Annotated in this window: 11 protein-coding genes, 2 tRNA genes and 2 pseudogenes; 4 read left to right on the top strand and 11 right to left on the bottom strand. The window is 49.2% G+C overall.

From position 1 onward, the window contains the following. Positions 1-689 precede the first annotated feature (689 nt). Positions 690-1979 (top strand): DUF6383 domain-containing protein, encoded by a 1290-nt coding sequence (locus tag JCM15908_RS09600; protein ID WP_025003171.1) that lies wholly within the window; start codon positions 690-692, stop codon positions 1977-1979. 1011 nt (positions 1980-2990) lie between these two features. Here JCM15908_RS09600 and rpmA read toward each other — a convergent pair. The 7 genes from rpmA to JCM15908_RS09560 all read right to left on the bottom strand — a co-directional run bounded on the left by rpmA (position 2991) and on the right by JCM15908_RS09560 (position 7883). Next, entirely contained in the window at positions 2991-3281 is a 291-nt protein-coding gene (gene rpmA, locus JCM15908_RS09590; RefSeq protein WP_025003170.1) for a 50S ribosomal protein L27, read from the bottom strand. A 17-nt stretch (positions 3282-3298) separates the two neighbouring features. Beyond that, positions 3299-3616: a 50S ribosomal protein L21 gene (rplU, locus tag JCM15908_RS09585; protein WP_025003169.1), complete on the bottom strand. Its 318-nt coding sequence runs from the start codon at positions 3614-3616 to the stop codon at positions 3299-3301. Between the two features lie 165 nt (positions 3617-3781). Further along, positions 3782-3943, bottom strand: coding sequence for a hypothetical protein (locus JCM15908_RS14840; protein WP_159101332.1), 162 nt, complete (start codon positions 3941-3943; stop codon positions 3782-3784). Between the two features lie 99 nt (positions 3944-4042). Further along, positions 4043-4116 (bottom strand) — tRNA-Thr (locus tag JCM15908_RS09575). 509 nt (positions 4117-4625) lie between these two features. Beyond that, entirely contained in the window at positions 4626-5594 is a 969-nt protein-coding gene (locus tag JCM15908_RS09570) for an N-acetylmuramoyl-L-alanine amidase-like domain-containing protein (protein ID WP_373277426.1), read from the bottom strand. Beyond that, complete coding sequence (locus JCM15908_RS09565; protein WP_234396433.1) at positions 5591-6700, bottom strand: DUF4421 domain-containing protein; 1110 nt, start codon at positions 6698-6700, stop codon at positions 5591-5593. The genes JCM15908_RS09570 and JCM15908_RS09565 overlap by 4 nt, the downstream gene beginning before the upstream one ends. A 199-nt stretch (positions 6701-6899) precedes the next feature. Continuing rightward, the gene (locus JCM15908_RS09560; RefSeq protein WP_025003166.1) at positions 6900-7883 is read right to left on the bottom strand and encodes a Gfo/Idh/MocA family protein; all 984 of its coding nucleotides are present in this window, start codon (positions 7881-7883) and stop codon (positions 6900-6902) included. Between the two features lie 310 nt (positions 7884-8193). Here JCM15908_RS09560 and yihA point away from each other — a divergent pair. The 3 genes and pseudogenes from yihA (at position 8194) to rho (ending at position 12839) form a co-directional block, all read left to right on the top strand. Continuing rightward, positions 8194-8879, top strand: a pseudogene (gene yihA / locus JCM15908_RS13525) (ribosome biogenesis GTP-binding protein YihA/YsxC). Further along, positions 8857-10640 (top strand): annotated as a pseudogene (abc-f, locus tag JCM15908_RS13520) (ribosomal protection-like ABC-F family protein). The pseudogenes yihA and abc-f overlap by 23 nt, the downstream one beginning before the upstream one ends. Before the next feature lie 243 nt (positions 10641-10883). After that, positions 10884-12839, top strand: coding sequence for a transcription termination factor Rho (rho, locus tag JCM15908_RS09545; RefSeq protein ID WP_025003165.1), 1956 nt, complete (start codon positions 10884-10886; stop codon positions 12837-12839). 155 nt (positions 12840-12994) lie between these two features. Here rho and JCM15908_RS09540 read toward each other — a convergent pair whose 3' ends face one another. The 4 genes from JCM15908_RS09540 to JCM15908_RS09525 all read right to left on the bottom strand — a co-directional run bounded on the left by JCM15908_RS09540 (position 12995) and on the right by JCM15908_RS09525 (position 15675). Beyond that, positions 12995-13417: a biotin/lipoyl-containing protein gene (locus JCM15908_RS09540; RefSeq protein WP_025003164.1), complete on the bottom strand. Its 423-nt coding sequence runs from the start codon at positions 13415-13417 to the stop codon at positions 12995-12997. Positions 13418-13422: 5 nt separating this feature from the next. Next, positions 13423-13572 (bottom strand): hypothetical protein, encoded by a 150-nt coding sequence (locus JCM15908_RS14910; RefSeq protein ID WP_199897211.1) that lies wholly within the window; start codon positions 13570-13572, stop codon positions 13423-13425. Between the two features lie 86 nt (positions 13573-13658). After that, complete coding sequence (locus JCM15908_RS09530; RefSeq protein WP_025003163.1) at positions 13659-15224, bottom strand: acyl-CoA carboxylase subunit beta; 1566 nt, start codon at positions 15222-15224, stop codon at positions 13659-13661. Positions 15225-15601: 377 nt separating this feature from the next. Then, positions 15602-15675 (bottom strand) — tRNA-Arg (locus JCM15908_RS09525). Positions 15676-15749: the final 74 nt, after the last annotated feature.

Below are 15749 nucleotides of genomic sequence, written 5' to 3'. Positions count from 1 at the left end.
TATAAATTTTCCGCTAACCGTATATAAATTTTTTGCTTACCGTATATAAATTTTTCACTTGCCACAAACGGCTTTCCTGCTGCCCGAAACCACCGCTTTTTCGGCCCGCAGGCAGTATTTTCACAGGCGCGTATCCGTACCTCCGCAATGCGGATGCCCTTCCGCCGAATCTCCTTTCTACTTTTCTGCCGTACGGACAAGACGCCCGACCGTAGCCCTACGGCCGTCCCGTTCCACCGGGAATAATCCTGAAGCCGGGCTGCCGGACGGAGCTTCGGTGCCCTCGGGATGCCTTTCCAGTGGGTTTGCCCGTATTGCAGATAATGAGGGTACTATCCACGGAAAGTGTGCAAGCCCATTTTTTCATTATCTTTGTATTTGAGAAAAAAGAAAGACAGCTTACACACTTTTATGGACAATACCCCGGAAACAAGCGTCAGGACCATTCCATTTGCCTATATTCACCTTTATAAATACTATTTTCTATTAACGAAACAAAAAAAAGACCATCCTATCAAATAATTTTGTATATTTGCTACTGAAGACAATTTGCGATGATTGTTTGTAAAGCCTTGTATCCCAACACGATAAGGCTACAATCATTTTCGCAGACCACCAAACGAACAGAGACCGCCATTCATTGAACTAACCCTAATATTCACCAACAACATTAAAGAAAGGAAACCGACATGAAGAAACATTTACTTATCAGTCTTATCGGACTCTGCCTCGCGGCAACGTCCGTCTATGCCGATGGAGGCAAAGTATTGACCCCGAAGCAGTGCACCATCGGAGACCGCCCTGTGTACAACCCTATCAGCGAGATAGACTTTACCTTTGCCGAAAGCATCGGAGTCGCCGCCGATGCCAAGGCGATTATCACGTGCGGAGGAGAGACCGTGGCTACAGGCGCGATTACCGAACGCAATTATCACGGACAATACTCTACGGAAGGCATTGCCACCATAACCTTCGACAAACTGATTCTCCCCAAGGGAAAGACCTACAGCCTTGAAATACCGGCAGGAGCAATTTACGAGAAGGAGACCCCGACCGTCAAGACCGAAAACCTTAAGGTTGACTTTGAGGTTCCGGCAAACATCATCAACATCGACTGCACGGTGAAAAACAAATCCGTCGTGGAGTCTGCCCACAACATTTGCTTCTATTATAATACGGAGACTGAGCCGATAGGCAAGCCAACCATGACCCTCTACCGAGAGGGAGTGCCCGTGAGGACCTTCGAGGCTCATGTAGCATGGGACTGGGATTTGGGGCAGGCCTCAGCCGACTTCGGAACGAAAATGAATTTCGAGAAAGGCGTGCGCTACTCTCTCGTACTGCCTGCAGGAAGCCTTAGTCCGAGATTCCGGACCGACATCACCAACGAAGAGACGAGGGTTGACTTCGTAGGAGGCTATACCGAGCCGGCAGCATCGATAGACTACGTATGGTGCAGCCTTTACGACGAACACATTACCGATGTGCTCGGCAAGGTTCGCTTTTTCTACAAGCAAGCCATCATGCTCTCTCCCAATCCAAAGATTCTGTTGCTTGACGGAAACGACGAACTGCTGAAGGAAGTAACGCCAACATTGGGCGAGGAGAAAGGACAATGGGTAGTTTCCTGCGACTTTGAAGGCGCAAAAGTTCCCGAAAATGGATGCAATATCGTCATACCCGAGGGCACCATTATCTCGGCCGAGGGCAATGTGGCGGTCAACGCGAGAAGCAGTTTCAGCGTTAACGGCAGCACGGGGCTTGGCAAGGCATCGGCTGGCAGTATCAAGGTAAAAGTGGCTGACCGGCAAATCATAATAGACAACGCGCCCGTGGGCAAGACTCTGTCCGTTTATTCGGCAGAAGGAAAGAAAGTTGCCGCACGCCTTATCGCTTCCCCGTACTTCACTATGGAACTGGAAGCAAACGGCATCTATATCGTTTCCATTAACGGGAAATCATACAAGGTTGTCCTCTGACCATCGCATGTTCAGAATAAATAGTCCGTGCTTCCGTCCACTCAGCCCGTCCACTTCTTCAAAGGCACGACAAGGCATGACATGAACTCTATATGATTGCCTGTAAAATACGGAAAACACCTATGCAACAGGCAGTCTGACAGCAGGGCGAGAATTATTTCTTCAACAATCTGAAAATCAGACAGAAAGAAACTGCAATACGAAAGTGCCGTTTTCGTCATCCCGAAACGGCACTTTCACAATGTCATAGTGCCCCTTCCATTTACCGAAAGTGGTACTATCTTTTCTGCCAATACCGTTCCCCCGTCTCCTTCAGGCTACCCTGCCCCGCCCGTTTCACCCAAATCAGCATGGCAGGCCATCCCGGCAACAACCAATGAAAGGCATTTCCACGACACTAATGCAATCGTTTGCATAAAAAATATTAAAATAATACTTGAAACATTACCATAATTTGGAAAAATGAAAAAGAACAACTATCTTTGTGATAACACGATATAACAACGCTTTTTAAGGATTAGAGATAAAGAAAGGAGAGCAAATGACAAAATCAAAACAACTACAAATTTACCAAGACTACACTCCAAAGACCGAGAACAATACCGAAGACGCCAACCGTCCCAAGGTGCTCGGAGGAGAAATATGGTACAACTAAGCTACCATTACAATAGAATGTTTCATAATAAATTAAAGTGTTTTATAGTTAAGTTTATGATAGCGTCCCCCAGACAGGGGACGCTTTTTTGTTGCACATGCAGTCATAGTACTGCCTGTACGTCGCTGACATTTGCCCTACATGACTCGCACAGACCAGACAGAGAAACTTCACCCACATCGGATTAATTTCCCTACAACAGACTTTGGATTATTCCCAATACTGACCGCCCCGACTGCACATCTCACCCATGACCAGACAGCAGTCTCAACGGGAGTAAAAGACGCATAAACCCCGACACTCCACAGGAATGTCGGGGCTATGTTGTTTGGAATAGTTGTTTTGTTTATTGCCGGTTAGGCTTCAGCCTTGACGGTCTTGGCAGCATAGGCCTCTTCAGAGAGTACCGAAACGGTACTCTTGTTGAACTTGCCCCTGTGGAAGAATACCACGCCGTCTGCCAAAGCATAAAGCGTATCATCCTTACCCTGAGCTACGTTTTCGCCCGGGAAATGCTGGTTGCCGCGCTGGCGAACAATGATATTGCCTGCGATAATCTTCTGACCACCGCCAATCTTCACGCCAAGACGCTTCGAGTGAGACTCACGACCGTTCTTAGAACTACCTACACCTTTTTTATGTGCCATTTATTGTCCTCCTTTGGTTAAGCGTTAATAGTTTTGATTTCTACCTGAGTGAACTGTGCACGAAAACCGTTCTTCTTGCGGTAATCCTTGCGACGCTTCATCTTAAAGATGATAATCTTCTCACCTTTCACGAGTGGGGAAACCACCTCAGCTACTACTTTGGCACCATCAATAGTAGGTGCTCCTACTGTTACGGCTCCGTCCTTGTCTACGAGCAGAACCTTGTCAAACTCAACGGTCTTGCCTTCTTCAGCATCTTTTATGTGGTTGACGAAGAGCTTCTTGCCCTCCTCAGCCTTGAATTGCTGACCGTTAATTTCTACAATTGCGTACATTTTGTTTATTGTAAAAGTTTCACCGTAAGGCGGCCTTGAGCATCCCCGGCACTTATACGAGCCTATACGGCATAAAATCCATGCAAAGTTACGAAGAAAAGATTATATATAAGGTGCAACGCCACACTCATGCTACAACATTTAACAAACATTATGTTTCCGTATTTACAATGATGTCTCCAAACAAGCCTTACCCATCGACCTTATCCAAAAACAGTGCCGATAACTTTCCCAAGCCATCACCATCCCCATAGAGAGTGGAGCAGAAGCCATAGATTCACGCTCCAACATGCTGCCCACCGTCCCGTCGTACTGCGACAATGCCATAGTCTTCCAACAGGAACTTCTCCCCTTTCTCTCCGAGAAGGCAAGCCTTAGATAAAGCAAAGAAGAAGTCGGCACAATATGCCGACTTCTTCACTGAAGAGCCTCTTGTCGGATTCGAACCAACGACCCCGAGATTACAAATCACGTGCTCTGGCCAACTGAGCTAAAGAGGCAGGTGGGCAAGCGATTCCTATCGCACCGCTACAACCTTCTGCCCTTGCTACGTTCCCGTCCTAGGGGATTCAAAGGGAGCTGGTCGTAGGAGACTTGCCCATATTGCGCCTGTTCCGTCTACCGGAAAAGCGAGTGCAAAGATACTAAAAAGAATCGGAAACGCCACAAGCAGAGGGAATCATTTTTCGGTTTTTAACAAAAAAGCTGCAATATCCTTACCTTCCTACATTAAATAACAATGAGATAAGATTAGCTCCCAACCATGATTCCATCTCCACTTCGCCATTGACATTCCGCCAAATACGGTATATAACAGGCCTGTATTGAGATGATGGCACATTATATATAAGGAGTAGCTGAGACGGCAAATCAAGAATAGTAGTCTGACCTTAGTCTATGCAATAAACGAGTACCGCTTCCTAATAAACCCAAGGAGATGTATAGAGTTTCCCGTCTATACATCCCCTTGCCTTTGTCTGGGGCATCAGGAATACAAAAGCCGGAAATTTCAGTCGCCCATTATCCTTGCCACGCGAATCCCCGTATTGACGGGGCGCACACAAAGATAGTCGTACAGCGTCTCGGCAGGCTCCACTACACTTTTACCATTCTTCTTCAGACTCGACGCATTGAGCAGATACAGACCATCCCTGTGCCATACGGCAATGCCCAAGTGGGTTGTATCAAGATTCTTCTTGTTGGTTACAAGCGCAATGATGTCGCCATCCTTAATCACCGAACGCAAGGTCCTAGAGTCCTTCAGGGAGGACTTGGGAATGAAATTCACCCTCTTCCCATTCGTTGCATCTTCAAGCTGCTTTATTTCCCTTACCCGTTCCGCCCGGGTCCTCAGCATATCGTATGCCGTGAAATTCTCGCTCATATAGTTTATTTTCAGCGTCTGAACAGCCGAAAATGGAGGATTGGGAGCATCTATTTCCCTAACTATTCCCATCCGCTCGTTGTCCTCCACCCACCATTGGTAGTAGTGCAGGCGGTTGGCATAGCTGATTTCGCCACCCCGATAGCGGATATCCTGCAACGTTTGCAGATAGTCCGAGAAACTTGTCTTGCCCAGAAAGACACATCTCGACAAGGCCACCACGTTCTCAACGTAGGTGGTACAATCCAATTGATGCAGATTTACTACCAACATCTCTTCCTCATTCCTGTCCAATGTGTGGGCAACGTATGGCACACCGACAAACCTACGCGCAATCGTCAGGATAATCTCCCCACGCGAGAGTTTCCCTTTCCTTTCAGCCATCTCGCCCAGCAGTTTCTCCACTTCCTTCTTATCAGTGGCAGTTGCCTGCACATTCTGCACCTTGGCAGCCGGGAGCGGTGCCCGGACTGCCACACTCGTGTCTGCCGCAGCAGCGTCGCGGACAACTGCCGACGACCTGTCGGCCCTTGCCGTACACGACAACAAGAGCATCCATACTCCCACACACAGAATCCATCTGTTCATTTTCATTTCTTCTTTTTCTTACGATAGCCTTTCCTACCGAAATTCATCCCAAAGTAAACATTCACATTTCCAAAGAAGTTATTCGTAGAAAACTGGCTCCGCCTATAGTTATAGGCATGGAAAATGGCACTTGCTCCTGCATACCACTTCGTATTGTTCCATACCAACCCGAACCGGCCTATACCGTTAATGTTCAGATTATTGAACGTGAACTCACGAAACGAGAACCGCTTATGGTCCATATCGCCCGTACTGCGCTTGTAGGCCAAGGCCAGCGAAAGGGAACCCGACAACAGCCAGTTTCGTGCAAACACCCAGTTGTAGGCATATCCTCCACTCACCGAAACGTCGGTGTACTTTACCGTTCCGAACAGCAGCGTGCTGTCCAAGTCGTCCTGCACGGTAGAGTATCCCAAACGCTGCTCTACCAAATTGTTCAGCTCGCTCCAGTCTATAGACAACGTATGGCGCGTGTAAGCAATGCCCAGCAACGGGCTGCCCGCCGAACGACGCTGCACGGTGCTCTGGCTGAAGGCAGCCGGATAGGAAAAATGACGGTGGTTGAAGATATAATAGAGGTTAAAGCCTTTGATGCTCGACTTCAGCCCATTGAAATCCGCACCTCTGATAGCTCTGGTATCAGTGTCTTCGTTCAGCGTCATCCGCCTGATTTTATAGTCGTTTCCCGTCTTCCGATAGTAAACGTCGATACCCAGCATGGAACTGTAGAGACTCAAGTCGTATTCCTTCCGCTTGCTGTTCGATTGCAAAAGGTTGAGGTGCTTGATGTCGAGCGTATAGCCGAGGAATATCCACCGCCACCCAAAATACGGCCCTACACGAACCGTAGCCTCGGGAGCAAAGGTGATACTGTGGCCGGGCTTGCTGCTCAGCCGATAGATTTCGTAAGTCGTCGTGTTCTGCAGCATCACCGTAAAATTATACCGCTGCGGCTCTATATAGCTGGTATCTATCTCGTTAAACCGATGCACTACCTTCCGCGCCTTCTTCATCTGCCATTCATGCCACCGCATGCTGCTGTCCGCACGCATCCAACGGATAGTGTCGGACGGACATGCGGAGCAGGCATAAACCCTCCTGCCACCCATCATCCACAGGGAGAAAAGCAATAGCACGAAGAAAAGAAAAAAGCGTTTGTGAAACATTCTCAATTTCATCTGATAATCAATGCTTTACAACTTCATATTGAGCAATGGACGAAAACGGCACTTTCGTTCGGTGAAAGTGCCGTTTTCACCATGCCAAAGTGGCACTTTCGTCTTGCCGGGACAATGGCATCGTCCGGCAGGACTATATTTTCCCCAAGATTCTGTCCATCACCCAGTTGGTCGGAGTGGCGCTGATACTCGTACAATCGCACAATCCGAATCCTTGCAGGTCTTCGATGACCGACTTGATGATGGGTAGCTGAACATGTGGCGGATTGAGCACCTCGATATTCTTCAGCCCCTCACTCGTATAGAGATGGATGGGGTTGTATGTATAGACTGAAAATGCCAACCGACCTTTCGTCCCGAATATCTCTATCCGGTCCTCGCGTGCACTCTCGTGGGCGGCAAAGCACCAAGAGCCGCTTCCGCTTATCCCGTTCTCGAAGCTGAACACCGCGTTCACCGTATCTTCCACATTGTAGAGTCCTGCACGGTTGGAGGTGTATCCGTGCGCCTTGACTATGACACCGAAGAAGCTCTGGAGCAAGTCCAGCTGATGGGGAGCCAAATCGTAGAAATAGCCACCGCCCGAGATGTTTGACTGCAATCGCCACGGCAGCTGCTCGTTCTGATGAAAGTCCAAGTCCCTCGGCGGAACGGCAAAGCGCACCTGCACCGTAAGCACCTTACCTATAGCATCTTTCTCTATCAGCTCCTTCACCTTATTAAAATAAGGCAGGTAGCGGCGGTAATAGGCCACAAAACAGGGCACGCCCGTCTGTTCGGCAATGCGGTTGATGCGCACACAGTCCTCATACGAGGCAGCCAAGGGCTTCTCTATGTAGCAGGGCTTGCCTGCACGCAGTGCCATGATGGCAAAGGTAGCGTGTGAGGCAGGCGGCGTGGCGATATATATAGCGTTTACATTCGGGTCGTCCACCAGCTCCTGTGCATCGGCATACCATCTTTTTATGCCGTGGCGTTCGGCATAGGAACGCGCCTTCTCCCCACTGCGGCTGAAGACCGCCTCAACGTGCGAGCCGGGTATCTCGTTGAAAGCCGGCCCCGACTTCAACTCCGTAACCTCACCACAGCCGATGAATCCCCAACTTATTTGCTTCATTTCCTTTATGTTTATCTAATACTATCGCCATAAATACCCTTCTTCTTCACAGAGTTCGGGCGATATTTCTGCAAAAATACTAAATTTATCCCAACTCTCAAGCCATACCTTTTAAGTTTTTCGTAACTTTGCAGAAAATATATTCTAATTATCAATTTATAGTCATGGGGGCAGAATGACTTGCTGAAGCGACGACGAATCGCGCTTTCCCGAATGACGGATAGAAAATGCTTTCACCCCTTGATGCGCCCGGCAATTGCCGGAAACACCCCATCCCCCTGACTTGCAGAACCTCCAAGATACAAGAAATATGATTATAAAGAAATCCGAGTTTTGCATTTCTGCGCCCCATGTGCAGAAATGCCCTGTCGACAATAAGCCCGAATACGCCTTCATCGGACGGTCAAACGTGGGCAAGTCGAGCCTCATCAACATGCTCTGCAACCACAAAGGATTGGCGAAGACATCGGCCAAGCCGGGTAAGACATTGCTTATCAACCATTTCATCATCAACAACGAATGGTACGTGGTAGACCTTCCGGGCTACGGCTATGCCAAAAACTCCAAGACCGTCCGCAACAAGCTCGAACAGATGATAGCCCAGTACATTCTGCAACGCAAGCAGCTCATCAACGTGTTTGTGCTCATCGACATCCGCCACGAGCAGCAGAAGATAGACCGCGAGTTCGTAGACTGGCTGGGCGAAAGCAACGTGCCGTTCTCCATTATATTCACCAAAGCCGACAAGCTGACTCCCGGCAAGGCCAAGAACAACGCCTACGAGTGGATGAACGCCTCAAAGACCGATGGGAAGAGCTGCCGCCCTACTTCATCACCTCCGCAGAAAAGAAGCAGGGACGCGACGAAGTGCTCGACTACATAGAGCAAATCAACCGCTCGCTGAACGGTGAAGACGAACCGTATGAGGAAAATGAACACGAAGCAGGACCCGTAACAAACGACGAGACAAACGATGGCACAGATTCCCTATCTTGACGTTCAGAAACTGACCAAGAGCTTCGGCGCACAGATTCTGTTCAAGGACATATCCTTCTCCATTGCCGAAGGACAGAAGGTTGGGCTGATTGCCCAGAACGGAACGGGAAAGTCGACCCTCCTCTCCATACTGACCGGCAAGGAAGGTTACGACTCTGGCTCCATCATCTACCGCAACGACCTGCGCGTGGCATGCTTGGAACAGAGTCCGAAGTTCGACCCGGAGGAGAGCATCCTCGATGCCTGCTTCAACCATGAGGGCGACCCGGAGAAGGTGCTGAAGGCAAAGCAGATACTCACCATGCTGAAACTCTATGACCTCAACCAGCCGATGGGACAGCTTAGCGGAGGTCAGCAGAAGCGCGTGGCACTCGCCAACACCCTGATACTGGAGCCCGACTTCCTCATTCTCGACGAGCCGACCAACCACCTCGACCTCGAAATGATAGAGTGGCTTGAGGGATTCCTCTCCCGGGGCAACAAGACGCTGCTCATGGTAACGCACGACCGCTACTTCCTCGACCACGTATGCAACCTTATCCTCGAACTTGACGACCACACCGTCTACACCTATCGCGGCAACTATTCCTACTACTTGGAGAAGCGGCAGGAACGTATCGACAATACGCGAGCCGAGATTGCCCGGGCCAACAACCTGTACAGGACGGAGTTGGAATGGATGCGCAGGATGCCGCAGGCACGCGGACACAAGGCGAAATACCGTGAAGACGCCTTCTACGAACTCGAGTCCAAGGCTAAGCAGCGCATTGAGGAACGGCAGGTAAGGCTGAAATCATCCAACGTGTACATCGGCAGCAAGATATTCGAGTGTCAGTATATCTCCAAGGCCTTCGACGACAAAGTCATCCTGAAAGACTTCTACTACAACTTCGCACGCTTCGAGAAGATGGGTATCGTGGGAAATAACGGTACGGGGAAGTCCACCTTCATCAAGATGCTCCTCGGACTGGCAAGTCCCGACAGCGGCAGGTTCGATATAGGTGAGACTGTCCGCTTCGGCTATTTCTCGCAAGAGGGGCTGAAGTTCCGCGAAGACCAGAAGGTGATTGACATCATCACCGACATTGCGACTACATCGACCTCGGCGGTGGCCGTCATCTCTCGGCTTCGCAGTTTCTCAATCACTTTCTCTTCTCCCCCGAAGAGCAGCACAACTACGTCTACAAGCTATCGGGAGGCGAGAAACGCAAGCTATACCTCTGCACCGTTCTGATGCAGAACCCCAACTTCCTCGTACTCGACGAGCCTACCAACGACCTTGACATCCAGACGCTTCAAATTCTGGAAGAATACCTGCAAGACTTCCCCGGCTGTGTCATCGTCGTCTCTCACGACCGCTATTTCATGGACAAGGTGGTTGACCACCTCCTCGTCTTCAAAGGCGAGGGCGAGATAAAGGACTTCCCCGGGAACTATACACAGTACCGCGCCTTTCAGTCGCTCAAGGCGAAGGAGGAGGAACAGAACGCACCGAAACAGAAAGACAAGCCCAAGGCCGAATCCAAAGACTACCGGCACGACAGCCGCCGCAAGATGAGCTACAAGGAAAAGCGAGAATATGAACAGCTTTCCAGCGACATAGAACGTCTCGAAAAGCAAATCAGCGAGATAGAGACCCAACTCTGCTCGGGCAGCCTCTCCATAGACCAACTGACCGAAAAGAGCAAGCTCCTGCCACAGCTGAAGGACGAGCTTGACGAGAAGGAAATACGATGGTTGGAACTTTCCGAACTTGAATAGAGGGCAAGGCTTCTTCGTCCACATATTATCCTGTCGGGCACGGACTTCCGAAAGTCCAAGCAGGCTATGCCCGAAAATCAGAAACTGCAACCCGTACTTTCCCCATTCTACTGCTATAAAAAAGAAAGCAAGTTCTTTGTCAATAGAAAAAAAAACATTACCTTTGCAGCGTTTTTAGACATTCCCTGTGTTTCCGTTCCGCGAAACACAACTCCACAAAAACAATTTTCTACATATCAATATATGTTCAGCAAAGAAGAATTATTAGACAAGGATATTTCCGAATTGGAAAATATCGCAACTGAAATTGAAGCCGAATTTAAGTCGGGCGACGACAAGGATTCTATTATCTATGCCATTCTCGACCGTCAGGCGGTTGATGCCGGAGTTACGCATCCGTTAGGCACAAAGCGCAAGCGCACACGAATTTCAAGAAAAGACACTGACCACGTATATTCCGTACACGGCAAGGAAGGAGAAAACTTCGACGTACAGAAAAACAAACCGGCAGGGGTTCCGCAACCATCACTCTTCAAGGAACTGCCCGAACAGCCAATCGAACCATCTACCAACCCCGAGGAGTTTCTCGCATCCATGCCGAAACACCGTGGGCGCAAATCGAAAGCCGAACTTGAAGCCATTGCAGCAGCTGAGGCTGCCCTAAAAGAGCGCAACATGCAAATGGAACAGAACACAGTAGAGGAAACAACTATACAGCCCAATCCAGAGCCTGCACCCACCGAGAACAACGAGACTCCAGACTTCATCCCCGAAGCCCAGTTCGCCACCGAGGGCGAATACGACAAGCCCGAAAACAATCTCATCGCACAGCTGCAGGCCAAGGTCAATGCACACAACGAAAATGCAGAGGAAAACCGTCAGGCCATTGCCGACGGAGTTTGGACAGGCGACCCCGGAGACGGTACCGACTTCATTCCCGTGGTAGACATACCCATCGAGGATCAGGGAGCATTGCCCAGCTACGACATGTTCGACCGCCCCACCCTGCCGATGATGCAGCTCCAGCAGCCGAACTATCAGGCACAGGAGCAGGCAACCAGCACGCCCAAGTACGACTTTTCCGACATTATCACAGCCAATGGAGTACTTGAGGTAATGCCCGACGGCTATGGTTTCCTCCGCTCCAGCGACTATAACTACTTGTCGTCGCCCGACGATGTCTACATCGCCACCAATCAGGTGAAGCACTACGGACTAAAGACAGGCGATGTAGTAGAGTGCCATGTCCGGCCACCACACGAGGGAGAAAAATATTTCCCACTCACAAGCATTGACAAGATAAACGGCAGACAGCCGTCTGAAGTACGCGACCGTATCCCGTTCGAGCATCTCACCCCACTCTTTCCAGACGAAAAATTCTCACTCTGCGGCGAACCGCGCACTACCAATCTGTCCACTCGCATCGTAGATCTCTTTTCGCCTATCGGAAAAGGCCAGCGAGCCCTCATTGTCGCCCAGCCCAAGACGGGTAAGACCATCCTGATGAAAGACATTGCCAACGCCATTGCTGCCAACCATCCTGAGGCATACCTGATGATGCTGCTCATTGACGAACGTCCCGAGGAAGTTACCGACATGGCACGTACCGTCAACGCCGAAGTGATAGCCTCAACATTCGACGAGCCGGCAGAACGCCACGTGAAGATAGCCGGCATCGTACTTGAGAAGGCAAAGAGAATGGTAGAGTGTGGACACGACGTGGTCATATTCCTTGATTCCATCACCCGTCTGGCACGCGCCTACAATACCGTTGCACCTGCATCGGGCAAAGTCCTCACGGGTGGTGTAGACGCCAACGCCCTCCAAAAGCCGAAGAGATTCTTCGGTGCAGCACGCAACATCGAAGGAGGAGGTTCGCTGACCATCATAGCCACCGCCCTCATTGACACAGGCTCAAAGATGGACGAGGTCATCTTCGAGGAATTCAAGGGCACAGGCAACATGGAACTTCAGCTCGACCGTGCACTCAGCAACAAGCGCATATTCCCTGCCGTCAACCTCGTTGCCTCAAGCACGCGTCGCGACGACCTGTTGCAAGACAAGACAACGCTCGACCGCATGTGGATTCTCCGCAAGTACATTGCCGATATGAACGCTATCGAAGCAATGAACTCTATCCACGACCGCATGGAGCGTACAAAAGACAACAACGAGTTTCTCCTATCCATGAATGGATAAGAATCATCAAACTTTATAAAGAAAGGCTGCAATTTCCATTGCAGCCTTTTTGCTTTTCCATTTTTCCTGTCATTCTGTCAACCTCCACAACACACTGACTATCAGCTCCCGAAATGTTAAAGCAATTGACAGACTGACAGCAATCCGAATGACTATTATTCAATTACTACGAGAGGATCATCCTCAAGGACAGCCTGCCCCACCTTTACGGCAACAGCCGTTACCTTGCCGTCCTTCTCGGCCTCAATGCTGTTCTGCATCTTCATAGCCTCAAGCACGACAACCGTGTCGCCGGCCTTGACTTCCTGCCCAACCGTTACCTCAACAGCGGTAATAGTACCCGGCAGCGGTGCCTTGACAGCATTATTGACATTGATATTGGCAGCTGCCGAAGTCTCCTCTGCTGCTTCAACGGGCTTGCCCAACTCCACTTTCTTTTTCTTTGGTTCAGCCTGCTTCTCGAGCTGTACACTGAAAGTCTCGCCGTTCACCTTTATTTCTGCAACGTTCTCATCATTGACGTTGCCAATCTCGACTTTATATTCCTTGCCGCCGATTGTATATTTAAATTCCTTCATCTTACTTATGGTTTCTTGGTCATAATCTCAAACTTAGCATTCCAAAATGTCTGCTTGGGCCTGATTGTGATAATACCGGATTCATTATCATGAACATTATTGCCTTCAAACTCATAAAGAGCCATGGCAATGGCTGCAAATATATTCTTATCCATATTCTTTGTATTCGTCTGTATTCCTTCAGAACCCTCCTGCGCAGTAAGTTCCATCGAACACCCGGCACAGGAACGTCTGGATAATTCTACATTGGCATACAACCATGCTTCTTTGCAGGCAGCGACTGCTTCTTGTTGGCCAATTGCGCCAGGCCTCTGCAAATGCGGAAACGTGTATTCCGCGGCTCAATTACATCGTCAATGTAGCCAAACTGGGCAGCCTGATAGGGATTGGCAAACTTCTCCGTATATTCCTCTTCCTTCTCGGCAAGGAACTGCTTCACATCGCCTCCGGCTTCCTTTACCTGCTTTGCCTCTTTGCCACACAAGATAGCAACAGCTCCAGAAGCACCCATAACGGCAATTTCAGAACTTGGCCAAGCAAAATTAAGATCGGAACGAAGCTGCTTACAGCCCATCACAATGTGGGAGCCGCCATAGCTCTTACGCAGGGTAATGGTAATCTTCGGAACAGTTGCCTCACCATAAGCGTAAAGCAGCTGGGCACCATGCAGTATTACCGCATTGTACTCCTGACCAGTTCCCGGCAAGAATCCCGGCACGTCAACCAAAGAAACAATCGGAATGTTGAAAGCATCGCAGAAGCGAACGAAGCGCGCTCCCTTACGGCTTGCATTAGTATCCAGCACACCAGCGTATGCAGAAGGCTGATTGGCCACGATACCTACGCTCTGTCCGTTGAAACGTGCAAATCCCGTGATAATGTTCTTGGCAAACTTCGGCTGAACCTCAAAGAACTCTCCATTATCCGTTACTGCCGTTATCACCTTGTACATATCGTACGCCTGATTCGGATCGTCCGGAATGATTTCGTTCAGCAGGTCTTCCTTACGGCTGATAGGGTCAGTACATTCAACTCTCGGTGCTTCCTCACGATTATTGGAGGGGATGTACGACAAGAGCTTCTTGATTATTTCAAGTCCCTCTTCCTCTGTCTTGGCTGTAAAGCTCGTTACGCCGCTCTTTGAGGCGTGCACGCTTGCTCCTCCCAGATGCTCCGCATCTATGTCTTCGCCCGTTACGGTCTTTACGACCTTCGGACCTGTCAGGAACATATAGCTGGTCTCCTCCTTCATCACGATGAAGTCAGTCAGAGCTGGAGAATACACGGCACCACCGGCACAAGGGCCAAAAATACCTGAAATCTGTGGCACAACACCCGAAGCAAAGATATTGCGCTCGAATATCTCGCCATATCCGGCAAGAGCCGATATACCTTCCTGAATACGTGCGCCACCCGAGTCGTTCATACAAATAACAGGAGCACCGTTGGTCATTGCCATATCCATTACCTTACAGATTTTCTCCGCCATCGTTTCAGACAAAGAACCTCCGTTGACAGTAAAGTCCTGTGCATATACATATACAAGGCGGCCATCAATGGTAGCAGAGCCGGCAACCACACCGTCGCCAAGATACTGGTTCTTCTCCATACCGAAGTTATGGCAACGGTGGAGCTTAAACATATCATACTCCTCAAAGCTACCCTCGTCTACCAACATATCAATGCGTTCACGGGCCGTATACTTACCACGTGCATGCTGTTTCTCAATAGCCTTCTCGCCACCTCCCAAGCGCGCTTCCTCACGCTTGGCAACAAGTGCCTTGATTTTTTCTGTTTGCTTGCTCATAAATATCTATAATTTCTAATTTATTCGGCTATAAATGGGCACAAGTAACCATTCCCATAAATATCTTGCAAAAGTATGAAAAAACCATGAAAAGCACAAGAGCACCTCTTTAAATATTGTTAAGCATATATGGAACAAATACCCGTCAAACTCAAACAACCACCCCATTAGATAAAGGAGAAAACATCAGGCTGCCCGACCCTTCACCTGAAAGACTTCAGTATAGAGAAAAAATCTAAATATGTTATTTCTCGCACAGGACAAAGAAGACAATGCACAGATTTTTTCCGTCCACCTTAAATATAACCATCAGGCAAAATAAAATTCAAAACCCATTGCACGCAAAAGGAGCTTGACTATAGGTCAAGCTCCTTTTGTGATTCTGGCGGGATTCAAACCCACAACCTTCTGATCCGTAGTCAGATGCTCTATTCAGTTGAGCTACAGAACCTTTAAGCCTTTGCAATTATTCTTTTCGGCATTGCGAGTGCAAAGGTAGCCATTTTCGACGAAACAGCCAAACTT

The organism is Prevotella dentasini JCM 15908 (assembly GCF_000614065.1).
In the GTDB taxonomy this organism is placed as follows: Bacteria; Bacteroidota; Bacteroidia; order Bacteroidales; family Bacteroidaceae; genus Prevotella; species Prevotella dentasini.
Note: the sequence above shows the minus strand (reverse complement) of the source record. Positions and strands in the feature narration are given on the sequence as shown.

Bases quoted from the DNA above. Each gene is read 5' to 3' on its own strand.
- JCM15908_RS09600 (WP_025003171.1), top strand. From the start codon at position 690: ATGAAGAAACATTTACTTATCAGTCTTATCGGACTCTGCCTCGCGGCA.
- rpmA (WP_025003170.1), bottom strand. From the start codon at position 3,281: ATGGCACATAAAAAAGGTGTAGGTAGTTCTAAGAACGGTCGTGAGTCT.
- rplU (WP_025003169.1), bottom strand. From the start codon at position 3,616: ATGTACGCAATTGTAGAAATTAACGGTCAGCAATTCAAGGCTGAGGAG.
- JCM15908_RS14840 (WP_159101332.1), bottom strand. From the start codon at position 3,943: ATGGCATTGTCGCAGTACGACGGGACGGTGGGCAGCATGTTGGAGCGT.
- JCM15908_RS09570 (WP_373277426.1), bottom strand. From the start codon at position 5,594: ATGAAAATGAACAGATGGATTCTGTGTGTGGGAGTATGGATGCTCTTG.
- JCM15908_RS09565 (WP_234396433.1), bottom strand. From the start codon at position 6,700: ATGATGGGTGGCAGGAGGGTTTATGCCTGCTCCGCATGTCCGTCCGAC.
- JCM15908_RS09560 (WP_025003166.1), bottom strand. From the start codon at position 7,883: ATGAAGCAAATAAGTTGGGGATTCATCGGCTGTGGTGAGGTTACGGAG.
- rho (WP_025003165.1), top strand. From the start codon at position 10,884: ATGTTCAGCAAAGAAGAATTATTAGACAAGGATATTTCCGAATTGGAA.
- JCM15908_RS09540 (WP_025003164.1), bottom strand. From the start codon at position 13,417: ATGAAGGAATTTAAATATACAATCGGCGGCAAGGAATATAAAGTCGAG.
- JCM15908_RS14910 (WP_199897211.1), bottom strand. From the start codon at position 13,572: ATGGATAAGAATATATTTGCAGCCATTGCCATGGCTCTTTATGAGTTT.
- JCM15908_RS09530 (WP_025003163.1), bottom strand. From the start codon at position 15,224: ATGAGCAAGCAAACAGAAAAAATCAAGGCACTTGTTGCCAAGCGTGAG.